This window comes from Arenibacterium sp. CAU 1754, assembly GCF_054482635.1.
Genome location: NZ_JBTLRG010000004.1, coordinates 226,198 through 240,321, shown reverse-complemented (window position 1 = coordinate 240,321; position 14,124 = coordinate 226,198). Strand labels below are relative to the sequence as shown.

Sequence of the window (14,124 nt, the reverse complement as noted above, 5' to 3'; positions counted from 1 at the left end):
AAGGAAGACTGACATATGAGACGTCTGCGCAACGTCAAGATCGTGGCCACGCTGGGCCCTGCCTCGGAAACCTATGACATGATCCGGGCGCTGCACGAGGCCGGAGCAGACGTTTTCCGCCTGAACATGAGCCACGGAACGCATGACGAACTGCGCGAAAAACACCGCATCATCCGGCAGGTCGAAAAGGATCTGGACAGTCCGATCGCCATTCTGGCCGACCTTCAGGGGCCGAAATTGCGGGTTGGCACCTTTGCCAACGGATCGGAGGAATTGGAAGAGGGCGGATCATTCCGTCTGGATCTGAACCCGGCCGAGGGCGACGCAACCCGCGTCTGCCTGCCGCATCCAGAGATTTTTCAGGCGCTGAAAATGGGCGCGCATCTTCTGGTCAATGACGGCAAGATCCGTCTCAAGGTCGAAGACTGTGGCGATGATTACGCCGATTGCTCTGTCATCACGGGCGGGACCATTTCGAACCGCAAGGGCGTGAACGTGCCCGATGTGGTGCTGCCGCTGGCGGCGCTGTCGGAAAAGGACCGCGACGATCTTGAGTTTGCGTGCACCTTGGGCGTCGACTGGCTGGCGCTGTCCTTTGTACAGCGGCCCGCCGACGTGGAAGAGGCGCGTGGGCTTGCAGATGGCCGTGCCGCGATCCTGTCCAAGATCGAAAAGCCCTCGGCCGTCGATAATTTCGACGCCATTCTCGAGGCATCGGACGGGATCATGGTCGCGCGCGGCGATCTGGGCGTCGAACTGCCGGTCCAGGCCGTTCCGCCGATCCAGAAACGTCTGGTGCGCAAATGCCGTGCCGCCGCAAAACCCGTGATCGTGGCGACCCAGATGCTGGAAAGCATGATCGAAAGCCCGATGCCGACACGTGCGGAAGTCTCCGATGTGGCGACGGCGATCTATGAAGGCACCGATGCGATCATGCTGTCGGCTGAATCCGCCGCGGGCCTGTACCCGGTTGAGGCGGTCACCACGATGGACAAGGTCGCCATCGAAGTCGAAGCTGACCCCAACTATGTTCAAATCATCGCTGCATCGCGCGGCGGGCGGCAATCCGGCGTGGCCGACGGAATCGTGGCGGCGGCGCGCGAAATTGCCGAAACGACAGATATCAAGGTGATCTGCTGTTTCACCCAAAGCGGCACAACGGCCCTGTTGACGGCGCGCGAACGCCCCGGTGTTCCGATCATCGCGATGACATCGCTGCGCGGCACGGCCCGGCGGCTGGCCCTCAGCTGGGGATGCAATTGCGTCATGACCGGCGAACTGGAGCGGTTCAAGATGGCTGTCGTCAATGCCGCGCGCGCCGCGCGGGCGGGCGGGTTTGCCGATACAACCGATCAGATTGTCATCACGGCGGGTGTTCCGTTCAACGTTCCCGGCACAACCAACATTTTGCGCGTCGCCCCGTGCGATGAACGTTTGATTTACAATACCGATCCGGGATAAGACCCGTTCAGATTTTTTATGAGGTGGATTTGGTATGGATCCGGACATTCTGTTGACTGTGGGCCTGATCCTTGGAGGGTTGTCCGTTCCTTCGGTGCTGTCGGCACTTAGTGATGGTCGCGCGCCGCGTGCGTCCGCGATTACCATCATGATTGCCGGATCGCTGATTCTCATCGCGACGACGTCAAAGCCGACCGGGTACACCCTGGATCAAATCCCTGACGTGTTTTTTGGCGTCATTGGTAAGTTCATCGGCTAATTACCCCTTGCCAGCGTGGCCCGTCTTTCGTAAACGGCGCCTCTGACCGCGCGACCGGCCTAAGTGGCATGCCGAGTCGTGCATTCTACCGATCTTAAGAACAGGAGACGGAAATGCCCAAGATGAAGACGAAATCCAGCGCCAAGAAGCGCTTCAAGGTCACGGCGACCGGAAAGGTCCTCGCGGGCCAGGCCGGTAAGCGTCATGGCATGATCAAGCGCACCAAGAAATTCATCCGCGATGCGCGTGGCAATACAACGCTGTCCGCCCCGGACGCAAAAATCGTCAAGGGCTTCATGCCCTACGACCGCTGATAGGAGGCTGATCATATGTCACGTGTAAAAGGCGGAACCGTCACCCACGCTCGTCACAAGAAAATCGTAAAGGCCGCAAAAGGCTATTATGGTCGCCGTAAGAACACCTTCAAGGTGGCAACGCAGGCGGTTGACAAGGCGAACCAGTACGCAACCCGCGACCGCAAGCAGCGCAAGCGCAACTTCCGCGCCCTGTGGATCCAGCGGATCAACGCCGCCGTCCGCAGCCATGACGAGGCGCTGACATACAGCCGCTTCATCAACGGTCTGAACCTGGCTGGCATCGAAGTGGACCGCAAGGTTCTGGCCGATCTGGCCGTGCACGAGCCCGAAGCCTTTGGTGCAATCGTCGCACAGGCACAGGCCGCGCTGACCGCCTGATCCGGGTACAGTCTGAAATGCCAAGGGCCGCCTCATTGGGCGGCCCTTTTGCGTTTCAGATCACATGTTGCGGGGCAGAAACAGGTCGGCCCACAATTCCAGCCCCTCGAGCCATTGCCGGGCGGATTCGCGGTCATGCTTGAACGTGTGGTACCGGCGGAAATAGGTTGCGTATCCCATCGCGTAACCGCGGCATTCGCGGCAGTCCAGGTTGGGGCTGCAGCATTTTTCTTCGCTGATGGTGGCGTCCGATTTGTAATGGCGGTGCCATTTGGTCAGACGGTTCCCGCAATCAATGGCCACGTTGTTCTCGTCGAACTCCATCACCTGATCCAGGGGTTGGGTGATCCAGTCGTGATAGTGTGGCGAATAACGGACGGTATCCGGATAGAGCGTTCGGGCCTCGTCGATTTGATCCTTGGCGCGGGCAAAGGAGGCGGCGTTGTGGCGCAGGTCCCCGTCACCATCGCCAAGACGGAAATACTGATTGTCCTTGTTTGCCCGGCTGGCCATGAACACATTGTATTCTTCGGTCGGTGAGAAAAAGTTGAATGTGACCGGCAAGCCGTGCTCGTGTCCAAGGCGCGAAACCTCGACGATTTCATGGGTGTTCTGGGCGTTGACGGTAAACACCAGAACGGCGCGATCGTCCCCGGCATAATTGCGGAATGCCTTGGCGTTTACGTCCGCCCCGCGCAGTTTGTCGCTGTTGTCGCCCAGCCCCCACATCGACACATGCAGGCGATAGGGAATGTCGGCATCGATCCTGCGGGTGCCATTGGTGAAGACGACGCCGTAGGGGATGTGCCGGGCCGCCGCGCGCACACGTTCCATTGTCATCGACGGCTCGGCCCCGGCGAGATAGGCAAAGTTGATGCCGCGTTCGGCCTCTGCCTTGAACAGGGTGTCCCACGTTATATCGCCCGCTTCGCTGTCGATACGGTCCTTGGCGGGCTTTGCGAAATAAAGACAGCCCTCACAGGTCAGGTTGCAGGTGTTGGAAACGTCATAATTGCTGCTTTTCAGCCGGATGAGTTTCTTGCGCAGGGCGGCCAGCCGACGGGCGGGGGATTGCTCTGGCGCGTCCAGAATTTGCAGCATTTTCGACCTGTCCTTTTTGGATTTTGTCAAACCAGTGCGCGCAGCAAAGGCAGAAACGAATTGTCGGTAATATAGTCCGGAAGGACCAGATGCTGATTGGTGTCGCTGAGCGGCTTTAATTCGACGCCGTCCAGATCGCCTAGATTTTCAGCATGCAGGCGATCCTCCCGCCGGTTGGCAGAATATGTGATTAAGGTTTTGGGCACATGGGCACTGGCCTGAAACCGGGCCCGCAGATCCAACAGATCGCGCGGTTCGATATTGGCCAGCCGCTTTTGCACGATGCGCCCGCGGCTGTCGTTCATTGCGTTCAGGAATGCGGGCGACACGTTTGTCGGTGGCGAAAACATCAGCAATGTTTCGGCTTCCAGATCGCAGCCAAAGTTGCCTGCAGCCATGCCGCCGGCCGAGGTGGACATGATGGCCAGGCGATTGGCACCGGGAATTTGACCAAGGATCTCGCGCAGTCCTGCGACGGTTCCGTCATAACTGTCGGCGATCTGGTGAATGCCACCCAGACAAAGGGTGCGTTTCCCGTCGCGCAGGTAAAGACCGGTGATGCCGCTGGCCGCCAGATAGGCGTCGATAAGGGAAAACGGAAACCGATGCAGATCGCCCAGCCCGGCGATGACGATCATCACCAGATCAGACGGCCCAACGGGGCTCACCTGCACCTCTTTTTCCGGGTCATTGCGAAGCAGATCGCGCTGCAGAACGTCGGGCGTCAGCTGGGTCTTTAAGGCATTGAAAACCTTGGGGTCAGGCGACGTTGCCCGCCAGTCTTCCAGAACGGCATTCAACTGCGCAGCGCGCGATCCGGGACCAGCCGTGTCATCCGGCGCCGGCGAGGATGTCTGCGGCCGAAGAATATGCATCAGGCCTTTTACAGTCGGATCATCGGGCCATGTGTCTGCGGCGCGGCGGGCCAGGACGGCAATCGCGGGTGACAGGTTCCCGAAGGCACTGTGCAACTGTTTGAAGGCCACCGCGTGGGCGGGCCCTCCGTCGGGGCCAAAAACCGCGGATTCCAGCGTTGCGGGCCATTCTTCCTCGGGGCGGGACAGAAACAGCGTGGTGTAGCGCGCGTGGATCAACCGGTGACTTGGACTGGTCATGTCGATCAGGCGTTTCCAGAACACCGGGTCATTGTTCCAGCGCTCCAGCGCGTCGTGACTGTGCGCAATGCCAAGGCATTCCGACACGGTCAGTTTCACCTCTGCATCCAGCAAGGGCGCGGCATGTTCAAGGACCGCTTCGGCATCCCCGCCGTCCAACGCGATATTCAGCCCCAGACGATGTGCACGTGTGCCGGACAGACCCAATGCGCGCGATTTGTCGAAATGCGCCCGGGCCTGTTTGATCTTGCCCTCGGCCAGGGAAATCCGCGCAAGGAGAGCGAAGGGCCCGGGTATTCGGGGCCACTTCTGCGCCGCTGCGCGGGCGAGTTTGCGGGCACGGTCAAATTTTTTCTGGTCCAGAAGGGCGCGAATATCCTGCGCCATCTTCTGCCACGAGACAGTGATTTCGGTCATTGGGTATGCTTGTTTCGTATCAATGTTCTGATCGGCGCGTGAGGTCTGTCCATGTTTAAGGTGGCGGTGTGGAAAGTCCATAAACCGGCACATGAATTGCCGTTCGGATTTGTGTCAGGACAAGGGGCGCTGAAGCAGCGCAATCGCGGCCCCGAGCATGAGGACGCAGGCGGCGACGATCAGGCTGTCGCCGATGTTTCCGGTCAGGTCCCCGATCAGTCCCGCACCATAGGGGCCGATGGTCTGGGCAAAGGCGAAGACCACGGTGAACAAGCTTATGGACGCGCCCCAGCTTTCCATCGGCAGGTTATGACGGGTGAAACTTGTCACCGCGCCCGGTGCCATGAACACCGACAGGCCAAAGACGATTGCCGACAGGACCAGCCCCGGCCCTGTTGGCACAAGAACGGGAAGAACCGAACCCGTCGCAATGCACGTCAGGATCATGGCCAGCGGCAGGCCCGATTTGAACCGGGCAAAGACTGGGCGCCAGACGAACGGCGACAGGCACAGGCAAATACCCAGCATCACCCAGACCATTGCAATCAGCGCGGCACTTGATCCCTGTTCGGTCATCCATGCGCTGAGAAAGGTAAGATAGACGATATACCCCAGCCCAAACCCCGCGTATCCGGCCATTTCGGCCAGCATCCTGCGCAGGGGCAGGGGCTGTTTGACGTCCGTCTTTTGCAGTGGAGGTTTGACGCTGTTGGCCGCCCAGAGACTGAGTGGAAGCATCAGGAAACAGGTGGTCCCGATCACGGTCCAGGCATAGGGCCAGGACCCGTTGCCGTAACGTTCGATCATGAGAGGCAGCGCCGCCCCGGCCAGAACGATCCCCAGCCCGCCGCCAAACCCGAACAGAAGGGCAATGGCCAGCGCATTGCGGCGCTTATCAGTCTGAAATAGTTGTGCCGTAAGCGCACCTGCCGTGGAAAACGACATCGCCCCGAAAATGCCCGCAAGAATTCGCCACAGCGATTGCCACCACAGCGCCGGATCATAGCCGGTCGCAAACAGGGCTACCGCCGTTGTCACCAGGCCAAAGTTGAAAAGATGCGATGGGTTGATCCGCGAAATCAGAACCATCGTTATCACCGCCCCCGCGATATAGCCCAGGGCATTGGCCGTGTTCAGCCACCCGGCCTGGGCATAGGTCCAGCCCAGTTCGGATTTCATCGCAGGCAGGATCAGACCATAGGCAAAGCGCGCAAACCCGTTGGTGACGCAGACGCCCAGGGCCAGACCGAACAGCACCAGCCAGGGGCGCGCGGGTTCAGTGCTCATGCCTCTGCCGCGAGGGTGGGGCGCTTACAGATCGGCATAAACGGCCCGTTCATAGGCATCATAGGTTTTCAGCATTCCGGGGTCCAGAAACGGCAGCGACTGGGTCATGATGACGGCGGCCACGTCCCTGGCCGGGTCGATCCAGTAATGGGTGTTGCACACCCCCGCCCACCCCTGCGACCCGGCGCTGCGTTTGCCGGGAATATCCTCTTCGTTGCGCACAAAGGCAAAGCTGTGAGTGACCTTGGTGCCCGGGAACATGTCGACATCCGCGCTGACGTTCGGCGCGACGCTTTTCATCGGTTGAAAGGTCAGGCCGCGCATCTGGTCGGCCATCATCACCTCGAACGCCGCGTCCGACAGGATGCGCTGCCCGTCCAGCTGCCCCCGGTTCAGAACCATCCGCAGGAACCGGACATAGTCCGGCGCCGTGGAGTAGAGCGCATGCCCCATGCCGTAGACTTCCGGGTGCGGCGGCGGCGCCAGTTCGACCCCGCGAAACCCTTCGCCCGGAACGGCGGCTGAAACCACGGCCAGCCGATCGACCAGAGTGTCGGGTTCAAACGCGGTGTCCTTCATGCCCAGCGGATCAAATATCTCGTCCTGACAAAAGGCATCGATGCGGCGTCCATCGACCGCCTCGACCATCTGACCCAGCCAGTCGATGGACGGACCATACCCCCACCGCGTTCCCGGGTCCGAGGTGAGCGGGTACATCATCGACGATTTCAGACCCGACAGGATGCTCGGCAGGCCGGTGGCCTCCATGTAGCGGGGCACATCCGCATTCCAGAACTCGTAATCCATCCCGCTGGTATGGGTCGCCAGATGGCGCAGGGTCGCCGTTGTTTTCGGCGCACGCAGGATCGGCGCGTCGCCGTCCCACCCGTCAAGCACCTGAAGATCGTTCCACTGCGGCAGGACATCGCCAACCGGCGTGTCGAGCGTCAGTTTGCCCCGGTCGACCAGGATCATCGCGGCCAGCGCGCCGATGCCCTTGGTCATCGAGAAAATGCGAAAGGCCGTGCTCTCATTTGCGGCACGCCCCGGCGCGGCATCTCCGGCGGCGCCGCTGAATGTGACCCCGTCGGCATTTGCCGTCATCGCCACCGCAAAAGGCACATCTCCGGCGGACACCGCGTGTGCAAGGACCGTGTTCAAATTCGACATCTGTTTCTCCCCCCGATCTGTGCTGTCACGGTATCTGTAGGCGGATTGATCTGTCCATTGCCCATTTGGCCGACTTGCATTCGCGGGGCGCTGCGGCTAGCAGGTCGTGAAACCTTTTGGGGGCCGACATGGACGAGTTGAAAGCGAAATATCTGGGCCAGATTGCCGACGCGGGCGACGAGGACGCGCTGGAAGCGATCCGTCTGGCCGCCGTGGGCAAGAAGGGCGAAGTCGCGCTCAAGATGCGCGAACTGGGCAAGATGACCCCGGAAGAGCGCCAGGTCGCCGGCCCGGCGCTGAACGCGCTCAAGGATGAAATCAACTCGGCCATCGCCGCGAAAAAGGCCGCCCTTGCCGACAAGGCGCTGGATGAACGTCTGCGCAGCGAATGGCTGGACGTGACCCTGCCCGCGCGCGACCGGCGTCAGGGCACCATTCACCCGGTCAGCCAGGTGACCGAGGAACTGACCGCGATCTTTGCCGAAATGGGCTTTGCCGTGGCCGAAGGGCCGCGCATCGACAATGACTGGTACAACTTCGATGCGCTGAACATTCCCGGCCACCATCCGGCCCGCGCCGAAATGGACACGTTTTACATGCATCGGGCCGAGGGCGACAATCGCCCGCCCCACGTGCTGCGCACCCATACCAGCCCTGTGCAGATCCGCACGATGGAGGCACAGGGCGCCCCGTTGCGCATCATCTGCCCCGGCGGCGTGTACCGCGCCGATTACGACCAGACGCACACGCCCATGTTCCACCAGGTCGAGGGGTTGGCCATCGACAAGGATATTTCGATGGCGAACCTGAAATGGACGCTTGAAGAATTTTTCAGCGCGTTCTTTGAAATCGACGGGATCAAGACGCGGTTCCGCGCGTCACACTTCCCGTTCACCGAACCATCGGCCGAGGTTGATATCCAGTGTTCCTGGATCGACGGGCAATTGCGCATCGGCGAAGGTGACGACTGGATGGAGGTTCTGGGGTCTGGCATGGTGCACCCCAAGGTGCTGCAGGCGGGCGGGATCGACCCGAACGAATGGCAGGGCTTTGCCTTTGGCATGGGGATCGACCGGATCGCGATGCTGAAATACGGCATCCCGGATCTGCGCGCGTTTTTCGACAGCGACCTGCGCTGGCTGCGCCATTACGGGTTTGCAAGTCTGGACCAGCCGAACCTGCATGGGGGGCTGAGCCGGTGAGACGGGACCTAGACTATTTGCGTGAACTTCTCTTTGAGGTGGAAGCTGCTGAATCAAATGTTGTCTTGTTTTCGCGGACGTCGGAATCGGATGACCGAGAAATTCACCACGTAGACCTATTGTGTGACGCTGGTTTCTTGGAGCGAGTTTCGGATTCCGGATATCGCTTAACTAACTCTGGCCATGATTACTTGGACGCGGTTCGTGGGGAAACGGTCTGGAACAAAACCAGAGAAGGCGCGGCTGCTGTTGGAGGAATGACTTTGTCTATGATGAAGGACTTGGCGATTGCCTACGTCAAACAAGAAGCAGCCGAAAAATTAGGAATTCAACTATGAAATTCACCCTTTCCTGGCTGAAAGACCATTTGGACACCCAGGCCAACCTTGAGGAAATCCTTGAGGCGCTGACCGATCTTGGGCTTGAGGTGGAAGAGGTCTCGAACCCCGCCGATAAGCTGTCGGCCTTTACCCTGGCCAAGGTCAAACACGCCGAACAGCACCCGGATGCCGACCGTCTGCGCGTGTGCACCGTGGAAACCGACGAGGGCGACAAGCAGATCGTTTGCGGCGCGCCCAATGCGCGCGAGGGGATCACGGTCGTGCTGTGCAAGCCCGGCGATTACGTGCCCGGCATCGATGTCACCCTGTCGGTTGGCAAAATCCGCGGCGTGGAAAGCCACGGCATGATGGCGTCCGAGCGGGAACTGGAGCTGAGCGAAGAACACGACGGGATCATCGAACTGCCCTCCGGGCAGGTGGGGGACCGGTTTGTCGACTGGCTGGCCGAAAACGACCCGTCCCGCGTGGACCCGGTGATCGAAATCGCGATCACCCCGAACCGCCCCGATGCGCTGGGCGTTCAGGGCATCGCGCGCGATCTCGCGGCGCGGGGTCTGGGCCCGCTCAAGAACCGCGATGGCGCGCCGGTGCCGGGTGAGTTCGACTGCCCGATCAAGGTGTCGATCGACGAGGATACTAAGGACGGCTGCCCGCTGTTTGCCGGACGTCTGATCCGGGGCGTCAAGAACGGGCATTCGCCGCAATGGTTGCAGGATGCGCTGCGCGCCATCGGGTTGCGTCCGATTTCGGCGCTGGTCGATGTGACCAACTTTTTCACCTATGACCGCAACCGCCCGCTGCACGTGTTCGATGCGGCCAAGGTGCAGGGCAATCTGCGGGTGCATCGTGCCGCCGGTGGCGAGACGATCACCGCGCTGGATGACAAGGAATACACCCTTGCCCCGGGCATGATGGTGATTTCCGACGACAACGGCCCAGAAAGCATCGCGGGCATCATGGGCGGGCTTGATACCGGCGTGACCGAGGACACGGTCGATGTGTTCCTTGAATCGGCCTATTGGGACCATGTCCAGATCGCGCTGGCGGGCCGGGCGCTGAAAATCAACTCGGACGCGCGGTACCGTTTCGAACGCGGTGTCGATCCCGAATTCACAATTCCGGGGCTGGAACTGGCCACGCAGATGATCCTTGATCTGTGCGGGGGCGAGGCGTCCGAGGTTGTTGTCGCTGGTCACGTGCCCGACCATTCGCGCGCCTACAAGCTGGATGCCGCGCGGGTGCAGTCACTGGTAGGCATGAACATCCCCGAAAGCGATCAGCGCCAGACGCTGACGCGCCTTGGGTTCCGTCTTGAGGGCAACATGGCCCATGTGCCCAGCTGGCGCCCCGATGTGCAGGGCGAGGCCGATCTGGTCGAAGAGGTCGCGCGCATCGCGTCGCTGACCAAGCTGGAAGGTCGCCCGCTGCCGCGCATTACCGCAGGCATCCCCAAGCCGATCATGACACCCGGCCAGCGCCGCCAGCAGGCCGCGCGCCGCACGGCGGCGGCGCTTGGGTATAACGAATGTGTTTCCTATTCGTTCATTGATCGGGCCAGTGCCGCGCTGTTTGGCGGCGGCGATGATGCGACCATGCTGGAAAACCCGATCAGTTCCGAGATGAGCCATATGCGCCCGGATCTCCTGCCCGGTCTATTGCAGGCCGCGGCGCGCAATCAGGCGCGCGGGTTCATGGATCTGGCGCTGTTCGAACTGGGTCCGGTGTTTCATGGTGGCGAGCCCGAGGAACAAAGTACGCAGGTGAGCGGTATCCTGGTTGGTCGCACGGCGCCCAAGGACGTGCACGGCACGTCGCGCCCTGTCGACGTCTTTGACGTCAAGGCCGACGCCGAGGCGGTGCTTTCCGCCATCGGTGCCCCGGCCAAGGTACAAATCCTGCGCGGCGGCGATGCATGGTGGCACCCCGGGCGGCATGGCAAAATCTGTCTGGGGCCGAAAAAGGTTCTGGGCGTCTTTGGCGAATTGCACCCGAAAATCCTGGCCGAGATGGACATCAAGGGCCCGGCGATGGCCTTTACCATCTGGCCGGACCAGGTGCCGCTGCCGCGCAAGTCGGGCGCGACCCGCCCGGCGCTGGAACTGCGTGACCTTCAGGCGGTCGAGCGTGACTTTGCCTTTGTCGTCGATGCGGATGTCGAGGCGCTGACTCTGGTCAACGCGGCCGCCGGCGCCGACAAGACCCTGATCGAAAACGTGCGCGTCTTTGATGAATTCATCGGCGGCAGCCTGGGGGAAGGCAAGAAATCTCTTGCCGTGACTGTCCGGTTGCAGCCGACCGAGGCAACGCTCAAGGATGCTGACATCGAAGCGGTCAGCGCCAAGATCGTCGAAAAAGTGACCAAGGCAACCGGCGGTGTGCTGCGCGGGTGATCCGGCGCAGGCCCGACCGGCCTGACAAGGAGACAATGCAATGACGTTGAATGTATATCTGAGCGGTGAAATCCACACCGATTGGCGCGAACAGATCACCGAGGGCGCCACCGGCCTGGACGTGACGTTCAGTGCGCCGGTGACCGATCACGCGGCCAGCGATGATTGCGGTGTTGCCATCCTGGGCGAGGAACCCAACAAGTTCTGGCACGACCACAAGGGCGCAAAGGTGAACGCCATCCGCACCCGCAAGGGGATCGAGGATGCCGACATCGTGGTGGTCCGCTTTGGTGACAAGTACAAACAGTGGAACGCGGCCTTTGACGCGGGCTATGCCGCCGCGCTGGGCAAGTCGCTGATCATTCTGCACGGTCCCGACCATGCGCATGCGTTGAAAGAGGTCGATGCCGCCGCGCTGGCCGTGGCCGAAGACCCGCAGCAGGTTGTCGAGATCCTGCGCTATGTTCTGACCGGCGCCCTGCCCGGATAGACCGGGCGCCGTCCGCCCCTGCGATCAGTCGCGCGGGGGGGTGACCAGACCGATTTGAACGGCCGGCCGCGCCTCGAACCGTTTGACGTAGCTCACCAGGTTCGGATGGTCGGACCACCCGACCGTGTCACGCGCGCCGTAGAAATCCAGCGCCCGCAGCCAGGGCGCAATGGCGATATCCGCGATTGAATAGTCCCCGACGATCCACTCCTTGCCCTCAAGCGCCTGTTCCAGAACGTTCATCAGACGCTTTGATTCCGTTACGTAACGTTCCTGCGGACGCGGGTCGTCGATTTCGCTTCCGGCGAATTTGTAGAAATACCCCAGCTGGCCAAACATCGGCCCAACGCCCCCCATCTGGAACATCAGCCACTGGATGATTTTGAGTTTGTCCGTCGCGGTCTGGCCAATCAGCTTGCCGGTCTTTTCGGCTAGGTAAATCAGGATCGCGCCGCTTTCGAACAATCCGATGGGCTGACCATCAGGCCCGTTGGGGTCGATGATGGCGGGGATTTTATTGTTTGGATTCAAAGACAAAAACGCGGGACTTTTGACGTCACTGTCCGACAGGGTGACTTTGTGCACCTCGTAAGGCAGCCCAAGTTCCTCAAGCGCAATAGAAACTTTTACACCATTGGGTGTGGGAAATGAGTAGAGTTGAATAAGCTCGTCATTCTTGGCGGGCCATTTTTGGGTGATGGGGAACTGGGTGAGAGTGGTCATCTGGATCTCCGTTGTGGTGATGGGGGTAAACTACGTTTTTTTCCCCATGAAAACAGAAATGGTTGCGTGCATCTCTGCTGCATCAAATGTGTCGGAGCGAACAAACGCACGGGCCAGTAGAAACGAGGGACGACTAGATGATTCAAGAGTTCAAAGATTTCATTGCCAAGGGCAATGTCATGGACATGGCAGTCGGTATCATTATCGGCGCTGCCTTTACAGCAATTGTGACGTCGTTGGTGGGTGACCTGATCAACCCGATCATCGGCCTGTTCATGGGCGGTGTCGACTTTACCAACAACTACGCCGTTCTGTCCGGCGACGTACCGGAAGGCGCCAGCCTGGATGCGGCCCGCGAAACCGGCGCAGCAGTCTTTGCTTACGGTTCATTCATCATGGCGCTGATCAATTTCCTGATCATCGCATGGGTTGTGTTCATGCTGGTCAAGGCCGTGAACAAAGCCAAGGACGCCGCGGAAAAAGAAGAAGAAGCGGCCGAAGAGGCACCCGCAGGTCCGTCGGAAGTCGATCTTCTGATGGAAATCCGGGATGCACTGAAAAAATAAAAACTCCACTCACGAAGCGAACTAAGGGCTTGCCATTGGCAGGCCCTTTCTTTTTTCAGTGTTTGAAACAGCGCGAAAAAAGGAACGAAAAAGATGGAAGACATTTTGGCGGAACTGGGGGCTTATGCGCCCGTGGTCATCAATGGCGTCAAGGCGTTGATCGTCCTGATCGTGGGGTGGTTGGTGGCGGGGCTGGTATCCCGTTTTGTGCGACGGCGCGTGAACGCGCATCCCAACATCGACCAGACGCTGGGCAATTTTGCGGCCAGCATCGTGCGGTGGCTGATCCTGATCATCGTGCTTGTGGCGGTTCTGGGCCTGTTCGGGATCGAGGCAACCAGTCTGGTTGCCATGCTGGGCGCGGCAACGCTGGCCATTGGTCTGGCCCTGCAGGGAACGCTCAGCGACCTGGCGGCAGGCTTCATGCTGATCCTGTTTCGTCCTTTCAAGCTGGGCCAGTTTGTCGATATCGGCGGGACATCGGGCAAGGTGAAGGATCTGAACCTGTTTTTCACCGAACTTGCCACGCCGGACAACGTTCAGATCATTGTGCCCAACGGTCAGGCCTGGGGCGCGATCATCAAGAACTTTTCGCATCACGATACGCGCCGCGTCGATCTGGTGTTTGGCATCGACTATGGCGATGACGCCAACACGGCGATGCAGACCATTCTGGACCTCGCCCAAGCCGACAGCCGCGTGCTGGATGATCCGGAGCCCTGGGTGCGTGTGACCAACCTTGGCGACAGTTCGGTCGATCTGACCGCGCGGGTCTGGTGTGCGGCCGCCGATTACTGGGACGTCAAATTCGAATTGACCAAGATCATCAAGGAAACCTTCGACACCACCGGCATTTCCATTCCCTATCCGCACCAGGTGCAGATCCGCAAAGATGGCTGATTTCGCC

15 protein-coding genes are annotated in these 14,124 nt (G+C 60.3%); 10 read left to right on the top strand and 5 right to left on the bottom strand.

Annotation, left to right across the window (positions count from 1 at the left end; translation table 11 throughout):
• The first annotated feature begins 15 nt into the window (after positions 1–15).
• From pyk to rplT, 4 genes are all read left to right on the top strand, one after another.
• Positions 16–1,461: a pyruvate kinase gene (pyk, locus tag ACXYMO_RS15785; RefSeq protein ID WP_458879690.1), complete on the top strand. Its 1,446-nt coding sequence runs from the start codon at positions 16–18 to the stop codon at positions 1,459–1,461.
• 34 nt (positions 1,462–1,495) lie between these two features.
• Positions 1,496–1,720 carry a hypothetical protein gene (locus tag ACXYMO_RS15780; protein ID WP_458879689.1) on the top strand — a complete coding sequence of 75 codons (225 nt, stop codon included), beginning with the start codon at positions 1,496–1,498 and terminating at the stop codon, positions 1,718–1,720.
• A 113-nt stretch (positions 1,721–1,833) separates the two neighbouring features.
• Entirely contained in the window at positions 1,834–2,034 is a 201-nt protein-coding gene (gene rpmI, locus ACXYMO_RS15775; protein ID WP_120634484.1) for a 50S ribosomal protein L35, read from the top strand.
• Positions 2,035–2,049: 15 nt separating this feature from the next.
• Positions 2,050–2,415, top strand: coding sequence for a 50S ribosomal protein L20 (gene rplT / locus ACXYMO_RS15770; protein WP_458879688.1), 366 nt, complete (start codon positions 2,050–2,052; stop codon positions 2,413–2,415).
• 60 nt (positions 2,416–2,475) lie between these two features.
• On the opposite strand, the gene ACXYMO_RS15765 is transcribed toward rplT, so the two are convergent.
• The 4 genes from ACXYMO_RS15765 to ACXYMO_RS15750 form a co-directional block, all read right to left on the bottom strand.
• A complete protein-coding gene (locus ACXYMO_RS15765; RefSeq protein WP_458879687.1) occupies positions 2,476–3,516 on the bottom strand; it encodes a hypothetical protein in 1,041 nt (346 codons plus the stop codon).
• Between the two features lie 26 nt (positions 3,517–3,542).
• The gene (locus ACXYMO_RS15760) at positions 3,543–5,048 is read right to left on the bottom strand and encodes a hypothetical protein (protein ID WP_458879686.1); all 1,506 of its coding nucleotides are present in this window, start codon (positions 5,046–5,048) and stop codon (positions 3,543–3,545) included.
• Positions 5,049–5,162: 114 nt separating this feature from the next.
• A complete protein-coding gene (locus ACXYMO_RS15755; RefSeq protein WP_458879685.1) occupies positions 5,163–6,335 on the bottom strand; it encodes a YbfB/YjiJ family MFS transporter in 1,173 nt (390 codons plus the stop codon).
• A 24-nt stretch (positions 6,336–6,359) separates the two neighbouring features.
• Entirely contained in the window at positions 6,360–7,505 is a 1,146-nt protein-coding gene (locus ACXYMO_RS15750) for a serine hydrolase domain-containing protein (protein ID WP_458879684.1), read from the bottom strand.
• Between the two features lie 128 nt (positions 7,506–7,633).
• Between ACXYMO_RS15750 and pheS the strand changes: the two genes are divergently transcribed.
• The 4 genes from pheS to ACXYMO_RS15730 are packed head-to-tail and all read left to right on the top strand — an operon-like array spanning position 7,634 to position 11,928.
• Positions 7,634–8,707: a phenylalanine--tRNA ligase subunit alpha gene (gene pheS, locus ACXYMO_RS15745; protein WP_458879683.1), complete on the top strand. Its 1,074-nt coding sequence runs from the start codon at positions 7,634–7,636 to the stop codon at positions 8,705–8,707.
• Entirely contained in the window at positions 8,704–9,045 is a 342-nt protein-coding gene (locus ACXYMO_RS15740; protein ID WP_458879682.1) for a DUF2513 domain-containing protein, read from the top strand. The genes pheS and ACXYMO_RS15740 overlap by 4 nt, the downstream gene beginning before the upstream one ends.
• Complete coding sequence (gene pheT, locus ACXYMO_RS15735; protein WP_458879681.1) at positions 9,042–11,438, top strand: phenylalanine--tRNA ligase subunit beta; 2,397 nt, start codon at positions 9,042–9,044, stop codon at positions 11,436–11,438. Before ACXYMO_RS15740 ends, pheT begins: the two co-directional genes overlap by 4 nt.
• Before the next feature lie 40 nt (positions 11,439–11,478).
• A complete protein-coding gene (locus ACXYMO_RS15730) occupies positions 11,479–11,928 on the top strand; it encodes a YtoQ family protein (protein WP_458879680.1) in 450 nt (149 codons plus the stop codon).
• A gap of 24 nt (positions 11,929–11,952) precedes the next feature.
• Here the strand turns inward: ACXYMO_RS15730 and ACXYMO_RS15725 are convergent, their stop codons facing one another.
• Complete coding sequence (locus ACXYMO_RS15725) at positions 11,953–12,651, bottom strand: glutathione S-transferase family protein (protein WP_458879679.1); 699 nt, start codon at positions 12,649–12,651, stop codon at positions 11,953–11,955.
• 137 nt (positions 12,652–12,788) lie between these two features.
• On the opposite strand from ACXYMO_RS15725, the gene mscL reads away from it, so the two are divergent.
• Together mscL and ACXYMO_RS15715 are read left to right on the top strand one after the other, a co-directional pair.
• Positions 12,789–13,217 (top strand): large conductance mechanosensitive channel protein MscL, encoded by a 429-nt coding sequence (gene mscL, locus ACXYMO_RS15720; protein ID WP_458879678.1) that lies wholly within the window; start codon positions 12,789–12,791, stop codon positions 13,215–13,217.
• Between the two features lie 93 nt (positions 13,218–13,310).
• Complete coding sequence (locus ACXYMO_RS15715) at positions 13,311–14,117, top strand: mechanosensitive ion channel family protein (protein ID WP_458879677.1); 807 nt, start codon at positions 13,311–13,313, stop codon at positions 14,115–14,117.
• Positions 14,118–14,124 lie beyond the last annotated feature (7 nt).

Excerpts from the sequence above, each read along its gene's own strand:
- pyk (WP_458879690.1), top strand. The coding sequence starts at position 16 with ATGAGACGTCTGCGCAACGTCAAGATCGTGGCCACGCTGGGCCCTGCC.
- ACXYMO_RS15780 (WP_458879689.1), top strand. The coding sequence starts at position 1,496 with ATGGATCCGGACATTCTGTTGACTGTGGGCCTGATCCTTGGAGGGTTG.
- rpmI (WP_120634484.1), top strand. The coding sequence starts at position 1,834 with ATGCCCAAGATGAAGACGAAATCCAGCGCCAAGAAGCGCTTCAAGGTC.
- rplT (WP_458879688.1), top strand. The coding sequence starts at position 2,050 with ATGTCACGTGTAAAAGGCGGAACCGTCACCCACGCTCGTCACAAGAAA.
- ACXYMO_RS15765 (WP_458879687.1), bottom strand. The coding sequence starts at position 3,516 with ATGCTGCAAATTCTGGACGCGCCAGAGCAATCCCCCGCCCGTCGGCTG.
- ACXYMO_RS15760 (WP_458879686.1), bottom strand. The coding sequence starts at position 5,048 with ATGACCGAAATCACTGTCTCGTGGCAGAAGATGGCGCAGGATATTCGC.
- ACXYMO_RS15755 (WP_458879685.1), bottom strand. The coding sequence starts at position 6,335 with ATGAGCACTGAACCCGCGCGCCCCTGGCTGGTGCTGTTCGGTCTGGCC.
- ACXYMO_RS15750 (WP_458879684.1), bottom strand. The coding sequence starts at position 7,505 with ATGTCGAATTTGAACACGGTCCTTGCACACGCGGTGTCCGCCGGAGAT.
- pheS (WP_458879683.1), top strand. The coding sequence starts at position 7,634 with ATGGACGAGTTGAAAGCGAAATATCTGGGCCAGATTGCCGACGCGGGC.
- pheT (WP_458879681.1), top strand. The coding sequence starts at position 9,042 with ATGAAATTCACCCTTTCCTGGCTGAAAGACCATTTGGACACCCAGGCC.
- ACXYMO_RS15730 (WP_458879680.1), top strand. The coding sequence starts at position 11,479 with ATGACGTTGAATGTATATCTGAGCGGTGAAATCCACACCGATTGGCGC.
- ACXYMO_RS15725 (WP_458879679.1), bottom strand. The coding sequence starts at position 12,651 with ATGACCACTCTCACCCAGTTCCCCATCACCCAAAAATGGCCCGCCAAG.
- mscL (WP_458879678.1), top strand. The coding sequence starts at position 12,789 with ATGATTCAAGAGTTCAAAGATTTCATTGCCAAGGGCAATGTCATGGAC.
- ACXYMO_RS15715 (WP_458879677.1), top strand. The coding sequence starts at position 13,311 with ATGGAAGACATTTTGGCGGAACTGGGGGCTTATGCGCCCGTGGTCATC.